Here is a 19,640-nt window from a genome sequence, read left to right as displayed (position 1 = left end):
CGCCCGTCTCTTGGGTGTCGTCGTCGCCTGGCTATGAAGTTGGATCAGCATTGAGCGTTCTCCCGAATGTCACCCAAAACCGATCTTGCCATGAAAAGGGCAGATCGGCGAGGATCTATGTGATCATCCGGGATGGAACATCTAAAGACAATCTTGCAATTAAACACGCCGTCAGGACGGCCATCCCGATAATCATTCATTGTAATGCTCCAATAAAATCAAATAAATAGTTTAAATAATCGTGCGCTCTAAAAATGGCTGAGCACCTATTACCCTACACTATTTTCGAAGATTCGTCGAACGAGGCGTTGAATATTGCCCAAATCCGCCCAGCAACCATAGCGTGTCATGAGTCCTGCATGCTCAACGAACAGACAGATCAACGGCGTTGCACCTCGCCGATAATGGATTGTAAGAAGTCTACCCGCTGTGCACCGGGCTGTACTGGTCATCTCAATGCAAAGTAGGAAAAACCGGACTCCCCTTTGCGTGAACAGACGCTATCACGGCTTGCGAACACCGTTCAGAACTCGAGGTACGCAAATTTGGCTGGGTTGAAAAAGTTCACACGCCGCGCCGCATTGCTGGCAGGTGGCGCCGTGATCGGTGGGGCGGTGGTAAAGGCAATGTCGGTGTCAAAACCCGTTCTGGATGGAACACGGTTTATCAAGCCCAGTGGCGCCGCCGACACATTGAATGACGCCAGCGGGCTTAGCGAAACACCGATCTTTAAGCATATCGTTTTGCAAGATGATCCGGGCAAAAAGCTGATTGCAGACATCAGGGCAGAGTTGGCGGAGGCCCGATCAGCCGGTCGATGCGTGAATGTGGGTGCGGCGCGTCATTCGATGGGCGGACAAGCCATTCCGCGCGATGGTCACGCCATCACTTTGAATAACGGGCTCGTCGAGCCTGAAGTGGCAAATCGGATTATGCGTGTTCACGCCGGCGCGCGGTGGAGCGATGTTATCGCGGCGACCGATCCGATCGGCCTCGGCCCACGTGTCATGCAATCAAATAATGATTTCGGAATCGCAGCAACATTCTGTGTAAATGCTCACGGTTGGCCGGTAAAGGAAGGGCCGATGGGCAGTACCGTCCGGTCGTTCGATATGATCCTTCCCGATGGTGATCTGGTGACATGCTCGCGCAGCGAAAACGCCGACCTGTTTGGTATGACGATGGGCGGATATGGGCTGACCGGAATCATCACACAAATGGATGTCGAACTTGCGCAAAACCGGCGCCTTGAACCCACGTTCCTCGAAATGCCCGCCGAAGAATTCGGCACACGCTTTGTCGATGCTCTTGCAGACGGTGACGTGACCATGGCCTATGGCCGCCTGAATGTGGATCGGGCCGATTTCATATCTACCGCCTTGATGATCACCTACCGTCCCACTGCGGATCAAAGCGATCTAACCGCTGCCAGCGGGTCTGGAGCCACAGCCAAAATTGCGAGCCGCATCTACCGCGCTCAACTGGGAAATGAGCGGATAAAGCGCCTGCGCTGGTGGATCGAAGCGGACCTGGCCCCAACATTGGCCAGTGGGCCAGCGACGCGCAACACCCTGATCAATGAACCGGTAGTGACCTTGGATGACCGCGATCCAGATCGCACCGATATTCTTCACGAGTACTTTGTTTCCCCTGATCGTTTCGCCGATTTTCTTGCTCTGTGCCGCGCTGTAATCCCCGACTCGTATCAAGAATTTCTGAATGTAACCTTGCGGTTCGTCGATACGGACCCGGACAGCTGGCTTGCCTATGCATCCACACCGCGGATCGCAGCGGTGATGTCATTCAGTCAGGAAATGACCGCACGGGCCGAAGCCGATATGCAGCGGATGACCGAAGATCTCATTGATGGGCTCATTGCGATTGGTGGGACTTACTACTTGCCCTATCGCCCGCACGCACGCAAAGACCAACTGGCAACAGCTTACGGGCGCGCGTCAGAATTTTCGGCAGCCAAGCGGGTTCTGGACCCGAACCTGCTCTTGCGGAACAATCTTTGGGACAGCTATTTGGATACGCTATGACATTGATCCAGAAATTTGCCTTGACCTATTTTTTCGTTCTTTTAGGGGCGGCGTTGCTAAATTATGTGCCAGGAATAACGGATGCGGATGGCCGTGCATTCGGAATATTTGCGCTCGATATCTTTGATGACGCGCTGCATTTGGTTTCCGCAATTTGGGCCCTGTCTGCCGCACTTCTGGGCGCACGCGCGAGCAAGATATTTCTGGTGATTTTCGGGGCGCTCTACCTAGGCGATGGCGTGTTTGGCTGGTTCACGGGCTACGGTTATCTCGACTTCGGGATTTTCACCAACCCGTCAGAGGGGGTGTCATTTTCATTGTTCCGCTTGCTCGCCAACCTGCCGCATATCGCGCTTGGCGGCATTGCACTGATCGCAGGGATCAAACTTGGGCGCAATGTATGAAGACATTCTTCAAACGTGTGACGCTGTTGATCCTGACGCTGGTCGCCGCATTGATGTTGCCCGTTGGGTATATCCAGCTGGCTTGCCGACCAAGCGGGGAAACCGAAGACTACGTTGCGATCCTACCGTCTGAACATAAGCGTGCCGAAGGTCGGACTCTGCTCACCTACCCGGAATGGCACATCGTCCATGCCTATGATGACTACGCCCGTATTATCCGGGACGGTGATCCGCACGACTATCGTTACCTATCATCCATTGCCGGGTTCTGGACGTCCCTGTGCAGCCTTTCTAAGGCCTCTGGCCCTCATGGTGCTTTCCCGAGCGCATTAAAACAAACGATCTACACCATTGGCGTCAGCTTTACAGCTGAACTGTTGGCAAAGGCCGCATACGAAGAATCCCTTGGCCGCGTCGCGACATGGATACGCGGTGACGCACATGCGCCGCTTGATGATCTGTCCGCAGAACAGGCGACCAGCTACAGCCATTTCTTGAGGCAGACACCTTGGTATCGTTGGGATTTCACCGGCGATGCCGATGCCCTTTCTGACGCCGCGACCGATGCCTTTCGTGATCGCGAACGGCTTTTCGCATTGGGCTTGGAATACAAGGTGAAGGCCAGCTATGCCAACGTCATTGCCGCAGCCGTCGCCAACATGGAGCCCGACGCGTTGCGTCTCCGCATGATCGTCACTGGTCTGAACGCGGAAGACTTGGGCAGATACAGGGACGTTGAGGTTATCGCCCAACGCGACGAAGGAATCGAGATCGACACGCCACGGTATCGGGCGCTGACGGAGCTGTTGTTGGAAATGGCGCAAGCTGGCGGCAACTTTGTCGAGATCGCCGGGAATGACGACATCCTGTTCACCGCTGTCTCAGATCAACTTGATCTTGATGGGGCGCTCTACAGTCTTGCGCGGCAAGGGTATGGTGACACCCGGCATCTGGTTTTGCTGCCCGTGACAGATCTCGCAGAGACTTTGCGTCAACTCACGGGGCAAAACCTGGCTCTGGAACATATCCATGACTATTAGAACCTGGATCCTGTCCTTTGCGATCGTTCTGACCGGCTGGGTCGGACTACAGTTGCTTGTCATGCGCTTTACCGATGTGGCGCCCGGCGCCGTTGTTCTCTTTCCGGCAGAGAATTTCATCGCTCGCCTGCCCACAAATGTAGCGATCGTCGGCGGAGGTGCAAACTGGATCGCGCTCAGGTCTGACGGGCAGAATCTTGGCAAAGACCTGTATGCGGCTGGCGCATGGGTTGTCCTCCCCGCCGGGCTCCCCGGTTGCCTGCCACTGTCCTAGATTGGCAGGCGCCGAGAAAGCGAGCGATCCGACCTACCAGATGGCGGGAAAAAACATCTGTTGGATTTGGAAAGCTGGACGTAACGCTTGTTCAACCTGAACAAACGTCAACCTTGCCACCATCGGCATTTAGCGTCTGACCGGTGACAAAATTGTTGTTCGGAGTGATGAGGTACAACAATGAGCCCAAAAGGGCCGCCGGCGGCATGTCACGCTTGATAGCACGCGATGCAACGGTTGGGGCGCGGGCCATGACAAAGCCGGAGTTGCTGGCAATCCCTTCGTTTTCGGGCAAGCTCTGAGCCATGCCATCGGCATCGGTGATTGCCTTGCCTTTTGTAGTGTCCAGAACCTTGGCGCCTTCGTCGGCCATAGCCTGAGCCATCAATGCGCCGATACCCTGTCCCGCCCCGAAAATGACCGCGACCGTGCCTTTCAATCTGCCCATGCTGTTGTCTTCCCTCTAGATTTCCATTTCGAGAATTCTTGCGACTCGCCTCATGAGTTCACTTGCTTCGGCAGTGCGCCAGGCGCAGCAAAACGGCGACGCACCGTTTATGAGGTTCGCGGCTCTTAAAATACTCATTGGTCATCATTGCGGCAGAGATGTTTGAAGCTGAAAGCATGCCGATCCATCGCCACGCCGGGGGGGGGGCAGCCTGCACAATCGTTTCTATGGACCTTTGCGAAAGATGCGCGACACTGACAGCGGATTTTGCCTGAAGCCTGACCGTACGGCCGGTACCGGAGAGCACGACTTCGCCGCCAAACCAGTCCCCGGGCTGTGCCAGATGCGCCAACGCATGGATCTGGTTGCCGCGACCAAGAAGCAATTGCACCTGACCACTGATCAGCCCGATCAAACCAACTGCTGGCTCATCGGCGTCATAAGTCATCTGGCTGGGGTTAAACGACTGCACAACGTAACTGTCTAGGACGGTATCGCGATACTCTGGCGGCGCATGGCCGAGCCAACCTCTCCCAGCCAGAACCTTGAATTTCGACCCATTTTCTCGCCTTCCACCTCAAATCATCCAGCGGCAGACATTCTATGCCCAGCAACCGTGCTAGAAATGCCGCAACGTTTCGTAAACAGTGATTCGAGATGACCCTGATGTGAGAGAAAGGTACTGCATGTCCCACTTCAAACTTTACCATTTGATTGCTTGCGGTTGCCTCGCACTTGGGACGTCGGTTGCACAGGCGCAAACGCCGATGGATGGGTCCATCCTGCCCTTTCCGCCGGCGCCAATGGCGGGAAAGGCTGCGCAGCGCCTGCAGGATTCGACCATGCAATGGCCCGAGGCGCAGCGGCTCTTGCCAGTTAATGCGCCGAACATCCTGATCGTGTTGCTCGATGATGTCGGGTTCGGGGTTTCCGAGGTCTATGGCGGCGAGGTCGATACCCCTGCGCTCAAGGCACTGGCCGAAGAGGGCATTGAATACGCAACCTTTCACACCACATCAATCTGCTCGCCGACCCGCGCAGCACTGCTGACCGGGCGCAATCATACGCGGGTCAGCTCGGGCACCATTGCCGAGCGCGCGGTGGCTTTTGGCGGCTATACCGGCGTTATCCCGAAAGAGGCCGCAACGATCCCAGAGATACTCAAGAACTATGGCTATCACACAGCTGCCTTTGGCAAGTGGCACAATACACCTGCTGTGGAAACCACTTCGATCGGCCCCAAGGTGAACTGGCCCAACGCCTATGGGTTCGAATATTTCTACGGCTTCCTCGGCGGCGAAACCTCGCAATACGAGCCGCGATTGACCGAGAACTACGACCATGTCGAGCCGCCAGAGGACCCGAAGTATCACCCGACGGAGGATCTGGTGGACAAGGCACTGGACTGGCTTGATGACTATCGCGCCTTTGACCCGGACCAGCCGTTCTTCATGTATTGGGCACCGGGTGGCGTGCATGGTCCACAGCATGTCTTTCCGGAATGGGCCGCCAAGTATGATGGCAAGTTCGACGATGGTTGGGACGCCTATCGCGAGCGGACATTCCAGCGTCAGCTTGAAATGGGGGTGATCCCCGAAGGCACCGAACTGACCGAACGCGACGAGACGCTCGCCGCCTGGGACAGCATTCCAGAGAGTCAATTCGAATTTCAGACCCGTCTGATGGAACTCTTTGCCGGTTTTGTCGAGCATACCGATACCCAGGTCGGTCGGTTGTTGGATGGTATGGCGGATCGGGGTCTCCGCGAGAACACGTTGGTTTTCTATATCTTCGGCGACAACGGATCCTCTGCCGAAGGTCAGCAGGGCTCGATCAGCGAACTGCTGGCGCAGAACAACATCCCCAATACGGTCGAAGACCAGATGGCGGCGCTCGATCGGATTGGCGGCTTGGATGTACTGGGAAGTTCAAAGACCGACAACATGTATCACGCAGGCTGGGCCTGGGCAGGATCAACACCGTTCAAGGGGACCAAGCTGCTCGGAAGCTATTTCGGCGGTACGCGTAACCCGATGGTGGTGTCCTGGCCCGGACATATCCAACCGGATGATACGATGCGCGGTCAGTTTCACCATGTCATCGACATTGCCCCGACGATCTATGAGGTTTTGGATATCGACCTGCCAGAGGTCGTCAACGGCTATGACCAGATGCCATTGGACGGAACCAGTCTGGCTTACACCTTCGAGGATGCTGAGGCAGCAGGGCAGAAGGACGAACAGTTCTTTGACAACAATGGCAGCCGTGGTCTCTATCAGGACGGTTGGTTCGCTGGCACCTTTGGCCCGTTCACCCCATGGGACAGCGCCGGCTCGGCCGTCAGCATCGGCGATTGGGATTCTGCCAAAGACGTGTGGGAGCTCTACGATCTCACTAAGGACTTCAGCCAGGCCAATGACCTGGCGCAGGATAACCCTGACAAGTTGGCCGCGATGCAAGTCCGGTTTCTGGAAGTCGCTGAGAACAACAAGGACTTTCCCATCGGCGCCGGCAACTGGCTGCGCATCTATCCCGCCGATCGCGTGAAGACTGAATATGACAGTTGGGCCTTCACCCAAAACACCGAACGGATGCCGGAATTCACCGCGCCGGGTATCGGGCGTCAGAGCACGCTGGTCGAATTGGATATCGAAGTGGACGACAATGCGAGCGGTGTTCTCTATGCGGTCGGCGGCGCCGGTGGCGGTCTCAGCGTCTATCTCGATAAGGGCCATCTGGTCTATGAGTACAACATGCTGCTAATCGAGAACTACACCGTTCGCGCACAGACACTCCTGCCAGCAGGGCAATACCGCGTTACTGTGGACACCAAGATCGGCAAACCCGGCGGCCCCGCAGACGTCTTGATCTCGGTCAACGACGAACAGGTCGCGCAGACAACCGTCAAACGCACGGTCCCAGCAGCCTTTACCGCGACGGAATCTTTCGACGTGGGCAAGGATCTCGGTTCGCCCGTCTCCACGACCTATGCCGAGAAGAGACCATTCAATTTCGAAGGCACGATCTCGGCGATGACGGTTCGCAACCAATGATCAAGCATGCACAGGTGAGTTAGAAACTACTGACCGCGGGCATTCTTGACCTCGCTTTCGGAACGACCGGCCAAATGGTAACGGCCGGTGAAGGTGGCGCCAGCAACGAGGCCTTGTTTGTGTCTGGATCAATCAGCGTCGCTAATCGGCTCGCCATTGAATTACCGTCAGCACCTTTCTCATACTAGGCAACGATGTTGCGCGCGACGTCATCTGCACGCGAAACGTTCCGCCCTGCATGGCCAGAGAGCGGGGTTTCCTCGGCATCACCTTTCCACCAAGCGCCTACTCGCGACCTAGGTGTGTTTAATGCGGTAGAACTCTTGAAAAGCCGTGAGCATCGGGTGCCATTTGCCGCTAAAGGGGACGTAGCAATGCCCATGTCTGAAATCATGAGCTTTGCCATGCACAACGGATTGTATCTGTCGTTCTACTCAAACGCCATTCGCCTAGACCCCGCCGCTCAACATCAGTGAAACGACATGATGACCGGTCTCGAAATCATTGATCGCACGGTCCATATCGCTGACCAACACTGCGTGGCGCTTAAAGCTCACTGTGAGAACGATAGATGCAAATCTAAATGCATGTATCAATCCACCTCTCAATCGCGGATCGTCACCGTGTTGCCGCTGAACTGCATAATCGAGGGCATGGATACTTCGGGCTTCCTGCCGGGGTTGCTACGGTTCATGATGTCAGAGAGTGATCAAGCGCGTCAGCTGCGGCCTCGAGTCAGCCTTTGAATGACAACGAAAAAGACTGGCACGAACAGGACGCCCAGAACTGTCGCAGATATGGTGCCGCTAAAGACGCCTGACCCGATCGCCGTGCGTCCGCCAGACCCCGCGCCCGAGGACACCACCAGCGGCAAGACCCCCAGCGAGAACGCCATAGACGTCATCAGAATGGGCCGGAACCGTTGTCTTGCAGCCTCGGTGACACCTTCATACAGCGGCACGCCAGCCTCGACCTGTTCGCGGGCAAATTCGACGATCAGGATCGCGTTTTTACCGGTCAGCCCGATCACAGTCAGCAATGCGACCTGAAAATAGACCCCGTTTTCAAAACCACCCAACCAGGCACCGATCAAGGCACCCGTGATCCCGATCGGCATTGCAAGCATGACGGCGAACGGAATCGACCAGCTTTCGTAAAGTGCCGCAAGACACAGGAACACCGCCGCCAGAGACAAAGCATAGAGCAGGCCCGCCTGATCGCCGGATTCGATCTCTTCAAGCGACAGGCCGGTCCAGGCGATTTCGAAACCGGGGGGCAGCTGTGCGACGAGTGCCGTCATTTCGGCCATCGCCTCGCCGGTCGTGACTCCGGCAGCTGGGTTACCCTGCAACTGGACTGCTGCAACACCGTTGTAGCGGTAGAGCCCCTGCGCCCCAAACTCCCACCTGGATTTGGAGAAGGTCGAGAACGGCACCAGCCCGCCGGTGGCATTACGCACGCGCCATCGTTCGATATCTTCTGGCACCATGCGGTAAGGCGCATCGGCCTGAACATAGACCCGCTTGATCCGGCCCCCGTCAAGAAAGTCGTTCACGTATCGCCCGGCCCAGGCGACAGACAGCATATCGCCCACCAGCGCAGGAGAAAGCCCCATCGCACCCGCCGCGCGCCAGTCGATATCCAGCTTGAACTGTGCCGCATCCTCTAGTCCGTTAGGGCGGACCGATCCGATCTTGTCACTTTGCGCAGCCATACCCATCAACTGATTTCGGGCTTCGATTAACTGTTCATGGGTCTGACCGTTGCGGGCCTGCAGATAGAAATCAAATCCGCTGACATTGCCCAGTTCGATCACGGCGGGCGGCACAATTGGAAACACGAGTGCTTCCTGAATTTGCGAAAACGCCCCAAAGGCGCGGCCCGCGATTGCGGTAACGCTTTGGTCCGGGGCGAGACGTTCGGACCAATCCTTGAGGCCGATAAACGCAAGCCCCATGTTTTGCCCTTGTCCGGCAAAACTGAATCCGCTGACAGTAAAGACTGATCTTACCACATCGGATTCACCTTCAAGAAGGTAATCTGTAACTTGTTCCAGCACACGGTCGGTCGCTTCTGACGACGACCCCGTTGGCCCCTGTACCATGGTAAACAGGATGCCCTGATCTTCTTCGGGCAAAAAGCCGGATGGCGTGCGGGCGAAGAGAAACAGCATCAGACCGCCGATCATCAGATAGATAAGGCCGACGCGCAGCGGACGGCGGATCAACCACGCGACGGACCCGGCATAGCCCCCCAGAAGCCTGTCAAAACCAGCGTTGAACAGGCCAAACAGCCCCCGTCTCTTTCCGCCACGCTCTGGTTTGCGCAAGAGCGTCGCACAAAGTGCGGGGGTCAAGGTCAGGGCCACAACCACCGACAAGCCCATCGCCGAGATAATCGTTATTGAGAACTGTTGATAGATTACGCCGGTTGAACCGCCAAAGAATGCCATTGGGATAAAGACCGCAGACAGCACCAAGGCGATGCCGATTAGCGCCCCGGTGATCTGGCCCATGGATTTCTTGGTCGCCTCGTAAGGATCAAGCCCCTCGTCCTCCATCAGGCGCTCGACGTTTTCGACAACAACGATCGCGTCATCAACCAACAGGCCAATTGCGAGCACCATAGCCAGCATCGTCAGTGTATTGATGGTAAACCCAAATGCCGCAATTATGCCGAACGTCCCCAGCAAGACGACCGGGACTGCCAACGTCGGAATCAGCGTTGCCCGGATGTTTTGCAGGAACAAAAGCATCACCAGGAAAACCAATCCTATTGCCTCAAAAAGCGTCACGATGACCTCTTCAATCGAAAGCGTGACGAACGGCGTTGTGTCGTAGGGAATGACGTATTCGACCCCGTCGGGGAAGAAGGCCGATACCTGGTCCAGCCGGTCCTTGACCAGCTCTGCGGTGTTCAGCGCATTGGCCCCGGTGGCGAGCTGAATGGCCATGCCCGAAGTCGGTGCGCCATTGAATTTGGCTGCCGTCGAATAGTTCTCGGCCCCGATTTCAACGCGCGAGACATCACGCAACAAGACCAACCCGCCATCGGCTTCCGCGCGCACGACGATTTGCTCAAATTCCTCCGGCGTAGACAATAGCGACTGCGCAGTAATCGTCGCGTTCAGCGCATGCCCTTCGGTGGCCGGCAGGGATCCGAACGACCCCGCCGATACCTGCGCGTTTTCGTCCGAAACAGCAGCGACCACATCGGCCGGGGTCAGCCCGTACGCTGCCAGCTGCTGCGGGTTCAGCCAGATACGCATAGCGTATTTGGTGCCAAAGACCTGCACGTTGCCAACACCGTCCAGCCGGCTGAATTCATCCACCATATTGCTGACCAGATAGTCGGACAGATCCACCGAGTTCATGGTGTTGTTTTTGGACACCAAGCCGATGACCATCAGAAACCCACCAGCGGATTTCTGAACGGTCACGCCCTGACGCTGCACCTGTTCGGGCAACAGCGCCGTCGCTTGACTCAGCTTATTCTGAACCTGCACCTGCGCGATGTCGGCGTCGGTGCCGGTTTCGAAGGTAAGCGTAACGCTCGTGGTCCCGGTCGATGTCGACGACGAACTGATGTATCGCAGCCCATCCAGCCCGGTCATCTGTTCTTCTATGACTTGCGTGACAGTATTGTTAACAGTTTGTGCGGATGCCCCCGGATAGGACGCACTGACCACAACCGTGGGCGGCGCGATCTCTGGATACTGTGCCACCGGCAAGGTGAGAACCGACAGAACGCCCACAGCCATCAGCATGATCGCGATCACCCAGGCGAAAATGGGTCGGTCGATGAAAAAGCGTGCCATATTATATCCTTACCGCCAGTCACTGGCCGTCCGTAAAAATCTCGAAATTACTCAGATGTCGGTTCTGCGGCACGTTCCTGAGGAGCGACAACGGCACCCGTTGTCACCTTCTGAAGGCCTGCAACAATCACCCTGTCGCCTGCCTCCAGACCTTCGGTCACAATCCAGTCGGTGCCACGCGTTCCCATGACGGTCAGATCTCGAAGTTCGACAGTGTTTTCGTCGTTAACGATCAAAGCTGTCGGTTCTCCGCGACGGTCTCGGGACACACCCTCTTGCGGCGCAAGGATTGCCCCCGTCGCCGTTCCGGCAGGCAGGGTCGCATTGACATACATGCCGGGCAACAGAATGCCATCCTGGTTTGGAAACTTGAGCCGCAACACCGAGACCCCGGTCATCACATTGACCTGTGGTTCAGCGGCCAGAATCGTGCCGGTTTGATCGTATTGCGATCCGTCCGCCAAGGTCAGAGTCACGGTCGTATCAGATGATGATGCATCAGACGTGCTCTCCGGCTCCGCCGCGGCGCGGCGGCGCCGCACGACATCCGCAGCCGAGGCTGCAACATCGACAAAAACCGCATCAATCTGTCGGATGATAGCAAGCGGACTTGCCTGCGCGGCGGTCGCCAGAGCCCCACGCGTGGTCAGGGCACGGCCCACCACACCGGACAGGGGGGCGCGGACGGTGGTGTGTTCCAGATCAATTTCAGATGCTCTCAACTGGGCCTGTGCAACAACGAGGGCTGCTCGCGCCTCATCCCGTATCGCCTTGGCGTCATCAACGGCCGTTTGACTTACAACCTTGCGCAAGAACAGAGTGGCGTTGCGCTCTTCATCACGCTCTGCGTTTGCAAGCGCCACTCGAGCCTCTTCTAAGGACGCACGTGACATCTGGACTTGTGCCGCATAGATGGCGTCGTCGATCCGGTACATCGGATCGCCTTCGCTTACGGTAGCCCCTTCTTCGAATAACTGATCAGTGATGATGCCCGACACCTGCGGACGCACTTCTGCAACCCCAAGCGCCACAACACGGCCCGGCAGGTCTCTGGTCAGCGTGATATCCTGCGCTTGCATCGTGACGACTGTCACTGCAGCAGGAGGCGGTGCCTCCTGCGCGATGCCGGAGGCCGGTGCAAATCCCGCAATGGCCAAAAGGCCGAGAAGAGAGATAATTCTGCTCTTGATCCGATTAGCTCGCACGGGATTCTCCCAAGTTTTCTTCATATCCGAGCGCTCCCTGCGCCAGTTTGGTCGCCACGACAAGTAACAAATACGTCCACTTAATCGGGGCGATTTGAGTCAGAGGACCGACCAAGAGACCTAGAGCTGACCTTACGAAACCTGCAACTGCCGAAGTGCTTGCCTGCTGATTTTACTTTCAAGCGGCTGTGCGACCTGCTCTTGCTGCCTACTGAGACTGGATTAACTGCATATTTTTGCTGCGAAATACAAAAGGACCAGAACCATGCGGTCAAGTCCCGGCAACTTGAAACCCACGCTTTCATGCGCGTGCCCTCAAGGCGACCACTGGCCCTGATATTTACATTCCAAAATTGAAAATGCACAGCGGGTATGCTGATACTGCCGAGACAATCCATCGTATGAATGCCGACAAGCGTGCCTTGTGTGCCAATCAGATCGTGTATCCGCTTGCTGACGAAATACTCAAAAAGTCGACTTCATTGCGTGTAAAGCCGTCGAACGCTGCAAGATTGGCTTAGGCGAACATACCTGTGATTTTCGCCTCTGCTTCGGTCCGCGCAGCGTGAGAGCAATTCTTTCAGGCCTCGCTATTGGAATCCGTTGCGATGTTCCAATACGAACCTTCCTTGCGATCAATATGGGACACGAGCAGCGCCAATGCCCGATCAGCATCGCGTTCCCTGACGATTTTGCTGATCAGGATATGATCGCGGTATGATTTTTCCATATGATCGGGGTGTCGCCCAAGTCGATTTCTGAGCGCGGCCACCTTCAACGAAACCGTTTGGTACGCATCGTTGAGGAACCGGTTATCCGCATGATCAAAGAAGCATTGATGAAAAGCCGTATCCTGCGCCAGATAGGCCGCATCATCCCCGGTCGATCTGGCTTCTTTCATGACGCCCACGCTGGCATCCAGCGCATCAGCAAGCGCGGCAGGTTGGGCAACGAAGGCTTGCTTAAAGGCTTCGACTTCAAGACAGGTCCGTGCGTCGCAGAGTTTTGCCAACTCCTCTGGCTCGAGATTGAAAACGAAAGAGCCGCGCTGTGGCTCAACGACTAGCAAGCCTTCCATCTCGAGGCGATTGATCGCTTCGCGGACCGGAGTTCGGCTGACCCCAAGATCCTTGGCAATGCGTGCTTCTGAAAGCTGCGACCCCAAGTCAAATTCGCCACCGACTATGCGCTTTCGCAAATCGGACGTGACCAGTTCTGTCAGCGATTTAGGTCGATCAATCAGCACACCAAAGGCCTCCTCCTTAAAAGCTTAGCAGCTTCTCAACTAGCATACAATATGCCAAGGGTTGACGAATAGCATACTGTATGCCAGATTTTGAGCGACTCAAGGGGAGGGAGGACCCGTTGGCACGATTTGAACGCATCTTCACAGCCGCTAATCGGGCATTGGTTGCCGGATTGCTTGCCGCTGTATTTCTTATTGTCTTTGCCAACGTGGTCGGGCGCTATGGGTTTGGCGCGTCGCTTGCCTGGGTCGAAGAGGCCGCGCGGCATCTGATGATCCTTGGCGCCTTCAGCGGAGCAGGTCTTGCCCTACGCGAAGGACGTCTCGTCGCCATTACCGTTCTGCCGGATCATTTACCTGCGCGACTGGCTTTGCTACTCCGCTGGATCATCGTCCTGGTGATGTTTGTCTTCATGGCCGCCCTGCTCTGGCTGGGCGTGCAGTTCGTCGCGTTTGGCTGGAACAAGGAAACGATGTCGACCGGCATCTCGCGCGGAATACCCTATCTGGCCATCCCCATCGGCTGCGCAATCTTTCTGGTTCATCTGATGCTGTTTGCCCGGCGCTTTGTCGCGCAACGGTTTGAGTACGATGCAGGAGCCGAGCTGTAAATCATGGCCAAGACCCTTATCATCCTGTTCTTCGGATCCCTTCTGCTCAGCGTACCGGTTGCCTTCACCATGGGGATTGCCGGGCTTTCGGCCATTTTCATTCATGGCGGGCTCAATCCTCTGATCGCGGCTCAGCGCATGTTCGCGGGCATCGACAGCTTTCCGCTGATGGCCGTGCCGTTCTTTATACTCGCGTCAGAACTGATGACCGCCTGTGGGTTGACCAATGCGCTCTTGCGCTTTGCCAATGCGCTTGTCGGGCATGTGCGCGGTGGTCTCGGCCATGTGAACATCCTTGTTTCGATGCTCTTTGCCGGGATCAGCGGCTCTGCTCTGGCGGATGCTGCGGGGCCTTCGGCGATCGTCATGCGCATGATGCGCGAGGCAGGGTATGAAAAGAACTATGCCGGTGCGCTCTCGGCGGCGACCGCCACAATCGGTCCTATCATTCCGCCCTCTATTCTGGCGGTCATCTTTGCGATCTCGACCTCCGGTGTAACCGTCGCCGGGTTGTTTCTGGCCGGTATCGTGCCGGGCCTTTTGCTGGGGCTGTCGTTGGCCGTCGCCAATCATGTCGTATCCAAGCGCCATGGGTATCGCGGGCGCGAACATCGCGCAAACATGGCCGAGCTTCGGCAGACAACCCTCGCCGCCCTGCCCGCCCTGATCATGCCTGCAATCATCCTTGGCGGGATCCTCTTTGGGATCTTCACCCCAACCGAGGCGGGCGCGGTCGCATCGGCCTACGCCCTAGTCCTTGGCTTTGCATTGCGCGCCTTCACGATGCGGTCGATCTATCAGGCCTTTGCACGGGCCGCGGTCGTGACGTCGTCGGTCTTTCTGATTGTGGCCATGGCATCGATATTCGCGTGGCTGCTGACGTACCTGCAAATTCCGCAATCGCTGGCCGCGATGATCACTGGCATCACCGAAAATCGGATTGGCATCTTGTTCATCCTGGCTGGTTTCGCCCTGGTATGTGGCTTTTTCATCGATACCCTGCCCGCGCTGATCATCCTGACGCCGATCCTTGGACCCATCGCCTATTCCGCCGGGATCGATCCGCTGCAGTTCGGCATGATGCTGGTGCTGAACCTGACCATCGGAATGATCACTCCTCCGGTCGGTCCGGTGCTCTTTGTGATCGCGACTGTCGGACAATTGAAAATCGAGTCCCTGTCCAAGGCGGTCTTGCCGCTGTTGCTGGCAGAACTCGTGGTGCTGCTTCTGGTCATTCTCGTGCCCGAGGTCAGCACCTTCGTCCCCAACTTCTTTGGGTTTGCAAACTGACATGAAAGGGAGGAACTTCATGACATCCATAACAAAACTGATGACCGCAACTGCGGTGATCGCACTCGCTGCCGGATCAATCTCGGCCAAGGAACTGAAATACGCGCATTTTCAGGCCGCTGACCTCAGCTCGCCAAAACACGCGGCGGCCCTTGCGTTTGAATCCTGTGTCGAAGGCAAGACGTCCGGCGGGATCGACGTACAGATATTCCCGGCCTCGCAGCTCGGTGGCGGATCAGAGATTGTCGAGGGCCTCGAGTTGGGAACCGTGCAGATGGCAGCGGTTCACGACGGCCCGATTTCAGCGGTGTACAAACCGTTCTCGGTTCTGGCGATCCCCTATCTCTTTGACGATCAAGCGATGGCGTGGTCGGTCATGGATGGCGAGTTCGGCGATATGCTGGCCGAAGACATGCTCGCCAAGACCGGCATCCGCAGCTTTGGTGTGGCCGACAACGGTGTGCGCAACTTTACCAACAACGTGCGCCCGATTGCAGAGCCTGCCGACATGGAAGGCCTCAAGATGCGCGTGATGACCGCGCCGGTCTGGGTCACGCTGGTTGAAAGCCTCGGTGCCTCGGCGACCCCAGTTTCTTGGCCGGAACTGCCGGGCGCTTTGCAACAAGGTGTGGTCGACGGTCAGGAAAACGGCGTGACCAATATTGTCAACGCGTCGCTCTATCAGCACCAGAAATACGTATCCCTCGACGGCCATGTGTTCAGCTGGCATGCTTACCTGATGTCGGACATGTTCTATCAGTCGCTGACAGAAGAAGAGCAGACAGCGGTTGAGCAATGCGTGGAAATCGCGAAGGTTATCCATCGTGGCATGACGGCGGCGCAGGATGCAAATGCCACTGCGATCCTGTCCGAAAAGGGCATGGAGGTGGTGCCGGTCAGCCCAGAACAGAAAGCGGCATTCCGCGCAGCGGCACAGCCAGCCGTGCGAGAATATGTAGTGGACGATATCGGTTCGGAATGGCCCGATCGCCTCGACGCGGCCATCGAAGCCTATAGGGCGCAGTGAACCATGGGCCGGAACCATCAAAGCACATCCGCCACCGTGGCCATTCTGGAACCGGGCTATGCAACATATGATGCAGAGCACGCGGTGTTGGCAGAGCATGACGTGCAGATCGCCACGATCGGGGCCACGGAGACTGCGGTTCCGGCCCTTCAGGCGTTGAACCCGGTCGCCATCATGGTGCGCGAGCGCCCTGTTGGTGCAGCCGAGATCGACGCCTGCCCAAATCTCAAAATCATCGCGCGGTACGGTGTCGGATACGACAATATCGATACCGCATATGCCCAAACGCGCGGAATTTATGTGGTCAACATCCCGGATTACGGAGCAGAGCGCGAAGTCAGCGAACACGCGATTGCGTTGTACCTTGCCGTGCAACGCAGGCTCGTGACTCGTGACGGCGAAGTACGTCAGCAACACTGGGGCATCGGTCAGGCAGCGCGCATTCCGGGCCGCGAAAGGGCGGTTCTGGGTCTGATTGGCTGTGGGAAAATAGGGATTCAGGCGGCGACCAAGTTCCGCGCCTTGGGATTTGAGCGGATCTCGGTGTTCGACCCCTATCTTGCTGAAACTGTGGCGAGAGAGCATGATCTTGATCGCGTCGACCTGAATGAGCTTTGCGAGATTGCCGATGTCATCAGCCTGCACGCGCCGCTGACGGCCGAGACGCGCCATGTTCTGAATGCGGAGCGGATCGCATTGATGAAGCCGGACGCAATCGTGGTGAATGTCGCGCGCGGCGGATTGGTTGATGAGGTCGCATTGGCAACTGCCCTCACAGAGGGGCGCATCTATGGGGCCGGGATTGACGTGTTTGAACAAGAGCCTGTGCATCCCGACAATCCGCTGCTGAGCGCCCCCAACACCGTGCTGACTGACCATGCCGCGTGGTATTCCGAGCGCTCTGTCGAGATGCTGCAACGAAAAGCCGCCGAGGAGGTCAGCCGCGTGCTGCATGGCAAGGACCCGATCAACTGGGTGAACCGGCAACCTGCCCTTCCGAACCCGTCTGGGGCCCGCCTTGCGCGGCCAGCGCAAACCACCGCATAAATTTGAAGAAGGAATCTCCAATGAAAACCGCAGACGCTCCAGCGACTTTCAACAACCCTCTTTCCAGTGAGGCGAAGCTATGAAGCAAGGCGTTGTCATCGGCGGGACACGCGGCATCGGGGCTGGCGTTGTCTCTTACCTGAAAACACAGGGATGGAACATTCTCGCAACCGGAGTCTCCGAAGACGAAGTGGCGGCGTTTAATAGCGCCCAGCCCGAGGTCGAAACCGCCGTTCTCGACGTGCGAGATACAGCCGCCGTCAATGCGCTCTTCTCGGGCCTGACGCAGCTTGACGGCTTGGTCAATTGTGCTGGCATTCTTGCCCGTGGTGCAGAATACGAGATCGAAACCTTTGAAACCGTGATCGACATCAATTTGACCGGCACGATGCGCTGCTGTCTTGCCGCGCAACCATTGCTCGCCGCGTCCAGCGGAGCCATCGTCAACACCGCCTCGATGCTCAGCTATTTTGGCGGGCCGCTTGTCCCGGCCTATTCTGCCTCAAAAGGCGGCGTGGCACAGTTGACCAAGGCGCTTGCTGGCAAATGGGCGGCTGACGGTGTGCGGGTGAATGCCGTGGCTCCGGGTTGGATTGCGACCGAGATGACCGAGGCCCTGCGCGGCGACCCGGAACGCAACGCCCCAATCCTTGGGCGTACGCCGATGGACCGCTGGGGCCAACCCGCCGAAGTGGGCGCGCTGGTTGCGTGGCTGCTCTCAGAGAATGCAAGTTTTGTAACCGGGGCCGTGTACCCGGTAGATGGCGGTTATTCCGCAATGTGAAAGGAGGCAATCATGCCTGTTACAACACCCGAAATTGATCCTCGAACGCCCTATCAACTCCCCTTCCCCAGGGACGCACAGGAAGAGATCGTCATTCCTGATGCCGTGGCCCAAGACGAACGCATCTGGGTTCCACAGACCGAGAACGTCTCGTTTCGTCCGCTTTGCCTGAACCGGTCGCAAGGGTACTGGATGAACCTGTTGCGCGTCCGCAAGTCCGGGGTTCTCTCGCGCCACCGCCATCCGCAGCCGGTCCACGGTTGGGTTCTGAAAGGGCGTTGGCACTATCTGGAACATGATTGGGAAGCGCGCGAAGGGGGCTATGTTTACGAGCCTCCGGGCGAAACCCACACATTGGTGGTTCCGGATGATGTCGAAGAGATGATCACCTACTTTCAGGTCAACGGTGTGATGCTGTATGTTGACCCCTGGGGCAAAACCATGGGTTTCGAAGACGTCTTTACCAAGATCGACATGTGCCGTGCGCATTACGAAGAGGTTGGCCTTGGGGCAGACTACGTCGATCAATTCATCCGCTAAAGCTCTGGCAATCACCGCCCCTGACCCCCTATCCATATAGACGTTGATGAGGTTGCCTCGGGCACCTTTCTACGTCTGCCACGAGAATTGAAGGAGACACTCAGAATGAACGTATCGGGAAAAAAGGCCATTGTTTTCGGTGGGACATCGGGCATCGGTCTGGCCACCGCGAAACAGCTTGCAGCGCTCGGCGCGACCGTGGTGGCGACAAGCCGAAATCCCGAAAAGATCGGCGAGGCTCCAGAAGGCGTTACCGTTGCAAAATGCGATGTGCGCGATACGGCAGCGCTGGAAGAGCTTTTTGCGGAACATGCGCCATTTGACATACTTGTCAGCGCCGCAACCGGCGGCGACCGGGCGTTCGGGCCATTCCTTGAAATGGATATGGATGGTTTCAAGTCGTCGTTTGACAAGCTTTGGGGCTATGCAAATGTTGTGCGTTTCGGCAGCCAGCATATGGCCGATGGCGGTGCCATCGTGTTGGTCAGCGGCTCGCCTGCGCGGAAATCCAAGCCGGGCCAGTCGGCCATTTCGTCAGTGGGCGGTGCCGTCGAAGCTTTGGTGCGCGCAATCGCGCCAGAGATTGCCCCACTCCGCATCAATGTTGTTTCACCTGGCCAGATCGACACGCCAATGGTCGCCTTGAAAGGCAACGAACGCGAGGAGCTTTATCGCAAGATGACCGAGAACCATGTGATCCCCCGGGCGGGTCGTGCCGAAGAAGTCGCGCAGGGTATCATGTTTGCCATTCAAAATGACTTCGTCACCGGAACGACAATTGACGTTGATGGTGGATGGCTCTTGTCCTGATC

General features: G+C 57.0%; 17 protein-coding genes. 12 read left to right on the top strand and 5 right to left on the bottom strand.

Annotation, left to right across the window (positions count from 1 at the left end):
• Nucleotides 1-545 precede the first annotated feature (545 nt).
• The 4 genes from ABJO75_RS19710 to ABJO75_RS19695 are packed head-to-tail and all read left to right on the top strand — an operon-like array spanning nucleotide 546 to nucleotide 3,760.
• Entirely contained in the window at nucleotides 546-2,042 is a 1,497-nt protein-coding gene (locus ABJO75_RS19710) for an FAD-binding oxidoreductase (RefSeq protein WP_348134083.1), read from the top strand.
• Entirely contained in the window at nucleotides 2,039-2,446 is a 408-nt protein-coding gene (locus ABJO75_RS19705; protein ID WP_348134081.1) for a hypothetical protein, read from the top strand. The genes ABJO75_RS19710 and ABJO75_RS19705 overlap by 4 nt, the downstream gene beginning before the upstream one ends.
• The gene (locus ABJO75_RS19700) at nucleotides 2,443-3,486 is read left to right on the top strand and encodes a hypothetical protein (protein WP_348134079.1); all 1,044 of its coding nucleotides are present in this window, start codon (nucleotides 2,443-2,445) and stop codon (nucleotides 3,484-3,486) included. The genes ABJO75_RS19705 and ABJO75_RS19700 overlap by 4 nt, the downstream gene beginning before the upstream one ends.
• The gene (locus ABJO75_RS19695; RefSeq protein WP_348134077.1) at nucleotides 3,476-3,760 is read left to right on the top strand and encodes a hypothetical protein; all 285 of its coding nucleotides are present in this window, start codon (nucleotides 3,476-3,478) and stop codon (nucleotides 3,758-3,760) included. Before ABJO75_RS19700 ends, ABJO75_RS19695 begins: the two co-directional genes overlap by 11 nt.
• A gap of 91 nt (nucleotides 3,761-3,851) precedes the next feature.
• Here ABJO75_RS19695 and ABJO75_RS19690 read toward each other — a convergent pair whose 3' ends face one another.
• Complete coding sequence (locus tag ABJO75_RS19690; protein WP_348134076.1) at nucleotides 3,852-4,208, bottom strand: hypothetical protein; 357 nt, start codon at nucleotides 4,206-4,208, stop codon at nucleotides 3,852-3,854.
• A 58-nt stretch (nucleotides 4,209-4,266) separates the two neighbouring features.
• Entirely contained in the window at nucleotides 4,267-4,680 is a 414-nt protein-coding gene (locus ABJO75_RS19685; RefSeq protein WP_348134074.1) for a cyclic nucleotide-binding domain-containing protein, read from the bottom strand.
• A gap of 214 nt (nucleotides 4,681-4,894) precedes the next feature.
• Between ABJO75_RS19685 and ABJO75_RS19680 the strand changes: the two genes are divergently transcribed.
• A complete protein-coding gene (locus ABJO75_RS19680) occupies nucleotides 4,895-7,261 on the top strand; it encodes an arylsulfatase (protein ID WP_348134072.1) in 2,367 nt (788 codons plus the stop codon).
• Between the two features lie 718 nt (nucleotides 7,262-7,979).
• On the opposite strand, the gene ABJO75_RS19675 is transcribed toward ABJO75_RS19680, so the two are convergent.
• From ABJO75_RS19675 to ABJO75_RS19665, 3 genes are all read right to left on the bottom strand, one after another.
• Nucleotides 7,980-11,078, bottom strand: a complete 3,099-nt coding sequence (locus ABJO75_RS19675) for an efflux RND transporter permease subunit (RefSeq protein ID WP_348134070.1) — start codon at nucleotides 11,076-11,078, stop codon at nucleotides 7,980-7,982.
• Between the two features lie 47 nt (nucleotides 11,079-11,125).
• Nucleotides 11,126-12,307 carry an efflux RND transporter periplasmic adaptor subunit gene (locus ABJO75_RS19670; protein WP_348134068.1) on the bottom strand — a complete coding sequence of 394 codons (1,182 nt, stop codon included), beginning with the start codon at nucleotides 12,305-12,307 and terminating at the stop codon, nucleotides 11,126-11,128.
• 556 nt (nucleotides 12,308-12,863) lie between these two features.
• Complete coding sequence (locus ABJO75_RS19665; RefSeq protein WP_348134066.1) at nucleotides 12,864-13,529, bottom strand: GntR family transcriptional regulator; 666 nt, start codon at nucleotides 13,527-13,529, stop codon at nucleotides 12,864-12,866.
• Between the two features lie 119 nt (nucleotides 13,530-13,648).
• On the opposite strand from ABJO75_RS19665, the gene ABJO75_RS19660 reads away from it, so the two are divergent.
• The 7 genes from ABJO75_RS19660 to ABJO75_RS19630 all read left to right on the top strand — a co-directional run bounded on the left by ABJO75_RS19660 (nucleotide 13,649) and on the right by ABJO75_RS19630 (nucleotide 19,638).
• On the top strand, nucleotides 13,649-14,140 hold the full coding sequence (locus tag ABJO75_RS19660) for a TRAP transporter small permease (RefSeq protein WP_348134064.1): 492 nt from the start codon (nucleotides 13,649-13,651) through the stop codon (nucleotides 14,138-14,140).
• 3 nt (nucleotides 14,141-14,143) lie between these two features.
• A complete protein-coding gene (locus ABJO75_RS19655) occupies nucleotides 14,144-15,430 on the top strand; it encodes a TRAP transporter large permease (RefSeq protein WP_348134062.1) in 1,287 nt (428 codons plus the stop codon).
• A gap of 19 nt (nucleotides 15,431-15,449) precedes the next feature.
• Complete coding sequence (locus ABJO75_RS19650) at nucleotides 15,450-16,457, top strand: DctP family TRAP transporter solute-binding subunit (protein WP_348134060.1); 1,008 nt, start codon at nucleotides 15,450-15,452, stop codon at nucleotides 16,455-16,457.
• Nucleotides 16,458-16,460: 3 nt separating this feature from the next.
• Nucleotides 16,461-17,504: a C-terminal binding protein gene (locus ABJO75_RS19645; protein WP_348134058.1), complete on the top strand. Its 1,044-nt coding sequence runs from the start codon at nucleotides 16,461-16,463 to the stop codon at nucleotides 17,502-17,504.
• Nucleotides 17,505-17,583: 79 nt separating this feature from the next.
• Nucleotides 17,584-18,288 (top strand): SDR family oxidoreductase, encoded by a 705-nt coding sequence (locus tag ABJO75_RS19640; protein ID WP_348134056.1) that lies wholly within the window; start codon nucleotides 17,584-17,586, stop codon nucleotides 18,286-18,288.
• Nucleotides 18,289-18,300: 12 nt separating this feature from the next.
• Complete coding sequence (locus ABJO75_RS19635; protein ID WP_348134054.1) at nucleotides 18,301-18,828, top strand: 2,4'-dihydroxyacetophenone dioxygenase family protein; 528 nt, start codon at nucleotides 18,301-18,303, stop codon at nucleotides 18,826-18,828.
• A 105-nt stretch (nucleotides 18,829-18,933) separates the two neighbouring features.
• On the top strand, nucleotides 18,934-19,638 hold the full coding sequence (locus ABJO75_RS19630; RefSeq protein WP_348134052.1) for an SDR family oxidoreductase: 705 nt from the start codon (nucleotides 18,934-18,936) through the stop codon (nucleotides 19,636-19,638).
• The last annotated feature ends 2 nt before the right edge of the window (nucleotides 19,639-19,640 follow it).

The sequence above is a fragment of the Sedimentitalea sp. genome (assembly GCF_039973035.1).
Lineage (GTDB): Bacteria > Pseudomonadota > Alphaproteobacteria > Rhodobacterales > Rhodobacteraceae > Sedimentitalea.
Note: the sequence above shows the minus strand (reverse complement) of the source record. Positions and strands in the feature narration are given on the sequence as shown.

Bases quoted from the DNA above. Each gene is read 5' to 3' on its own strand.
- ABJO75_RS19705 (WP_348134081.1), top strand. From the start codon at position 2,039: ATGACATTGATCCAGAAATTTGCCTTGACCTATTTTTTCGTTCTTTTA.
- ABJO75_RS19700 (WP_348134079.1), top strand. From the start codon at position 2,443: ATGAAGACATTCTTCAAACGTGTGACGCTGTTGATCCTGACGCTGGTC.
- ABJO75_RS19695 (WP_348134077.1), top strand. From the start codon at position 3,476: ATGACTATTAGAACCTGGATCCTGTCCTTTGCGATCGTTCTGACCGGC.
- ABJO75_RS19690 (WP_348134076.1), bottom strand. From the start codon at position 4,208: ATGGGCAGATTGAAAGGCACGGTCGCGGTCATTTTCGGGGCGGGACAG.
- ABJO75_RS19680 (WP_348134072.1), top strand. From the start codon at position 4,895: ATGTCCCACTTCAAACTTTACCATTTGATTGCTTGCGGTTGCCTCGCA.
- ABJO75_RS19675 (WP_348134070.1), bottom strand. From the start codon at position 11,078: ATGGCACGCTTTTTCATCGACCGACCCATTTTCGCCTGGGTGATCGCG.
- ABJO75_RS19670 (WP_348134068.1), bottom strand. From the start codon at position 12,307: ATGAAGAAAACTTGGGAGAATCCCGTGCGAGCTAATCGGATCAAGAGC.
- ABJO75_RS19655 (WP_348134062.1), top strand. From the start codon at position 14,144: ATGGCCAAGACCCTTATCATCCTGTTCTTCGGATCCCTTCTGCTCAGC.
- ABJO75_RS19650 (WP_348134060.1), top strand. From the start codon at position 15,450: ATGACATCCATAACAAAACTGATGACCGCAACTGCGGTGATCGCACTC.
- ABJO75_RS19645 (WP_348134058.1), top strand. From the start codon at position 16,461: ATGGGCCGGAACCATCAAAGCACATCCGCCACCGTGGCCATTCTGGAA.
- ABJO75_RS19640 (WP_348134056.1), top strand. From the start codon at position 17,584: ATGAAGCAAGGCGTTGTCATCGGCGGGACACGCGGCATCGGGGCTGGC.
- ABJO75_RS19635 (WP_348134054.1), top strand. From the start codon at position 18,301: ATGCCTGTTACAACACCCGAAATTGATCCTCGAACGCCCTATCAACTC.
- ABJO75_RS19630 (WP_348134052.1), top strand. From the start codon at position 18,934: ATGAACGTATCGGGAAAAAAGGCCATTGTTTTCGGTGGGACATCGGGC.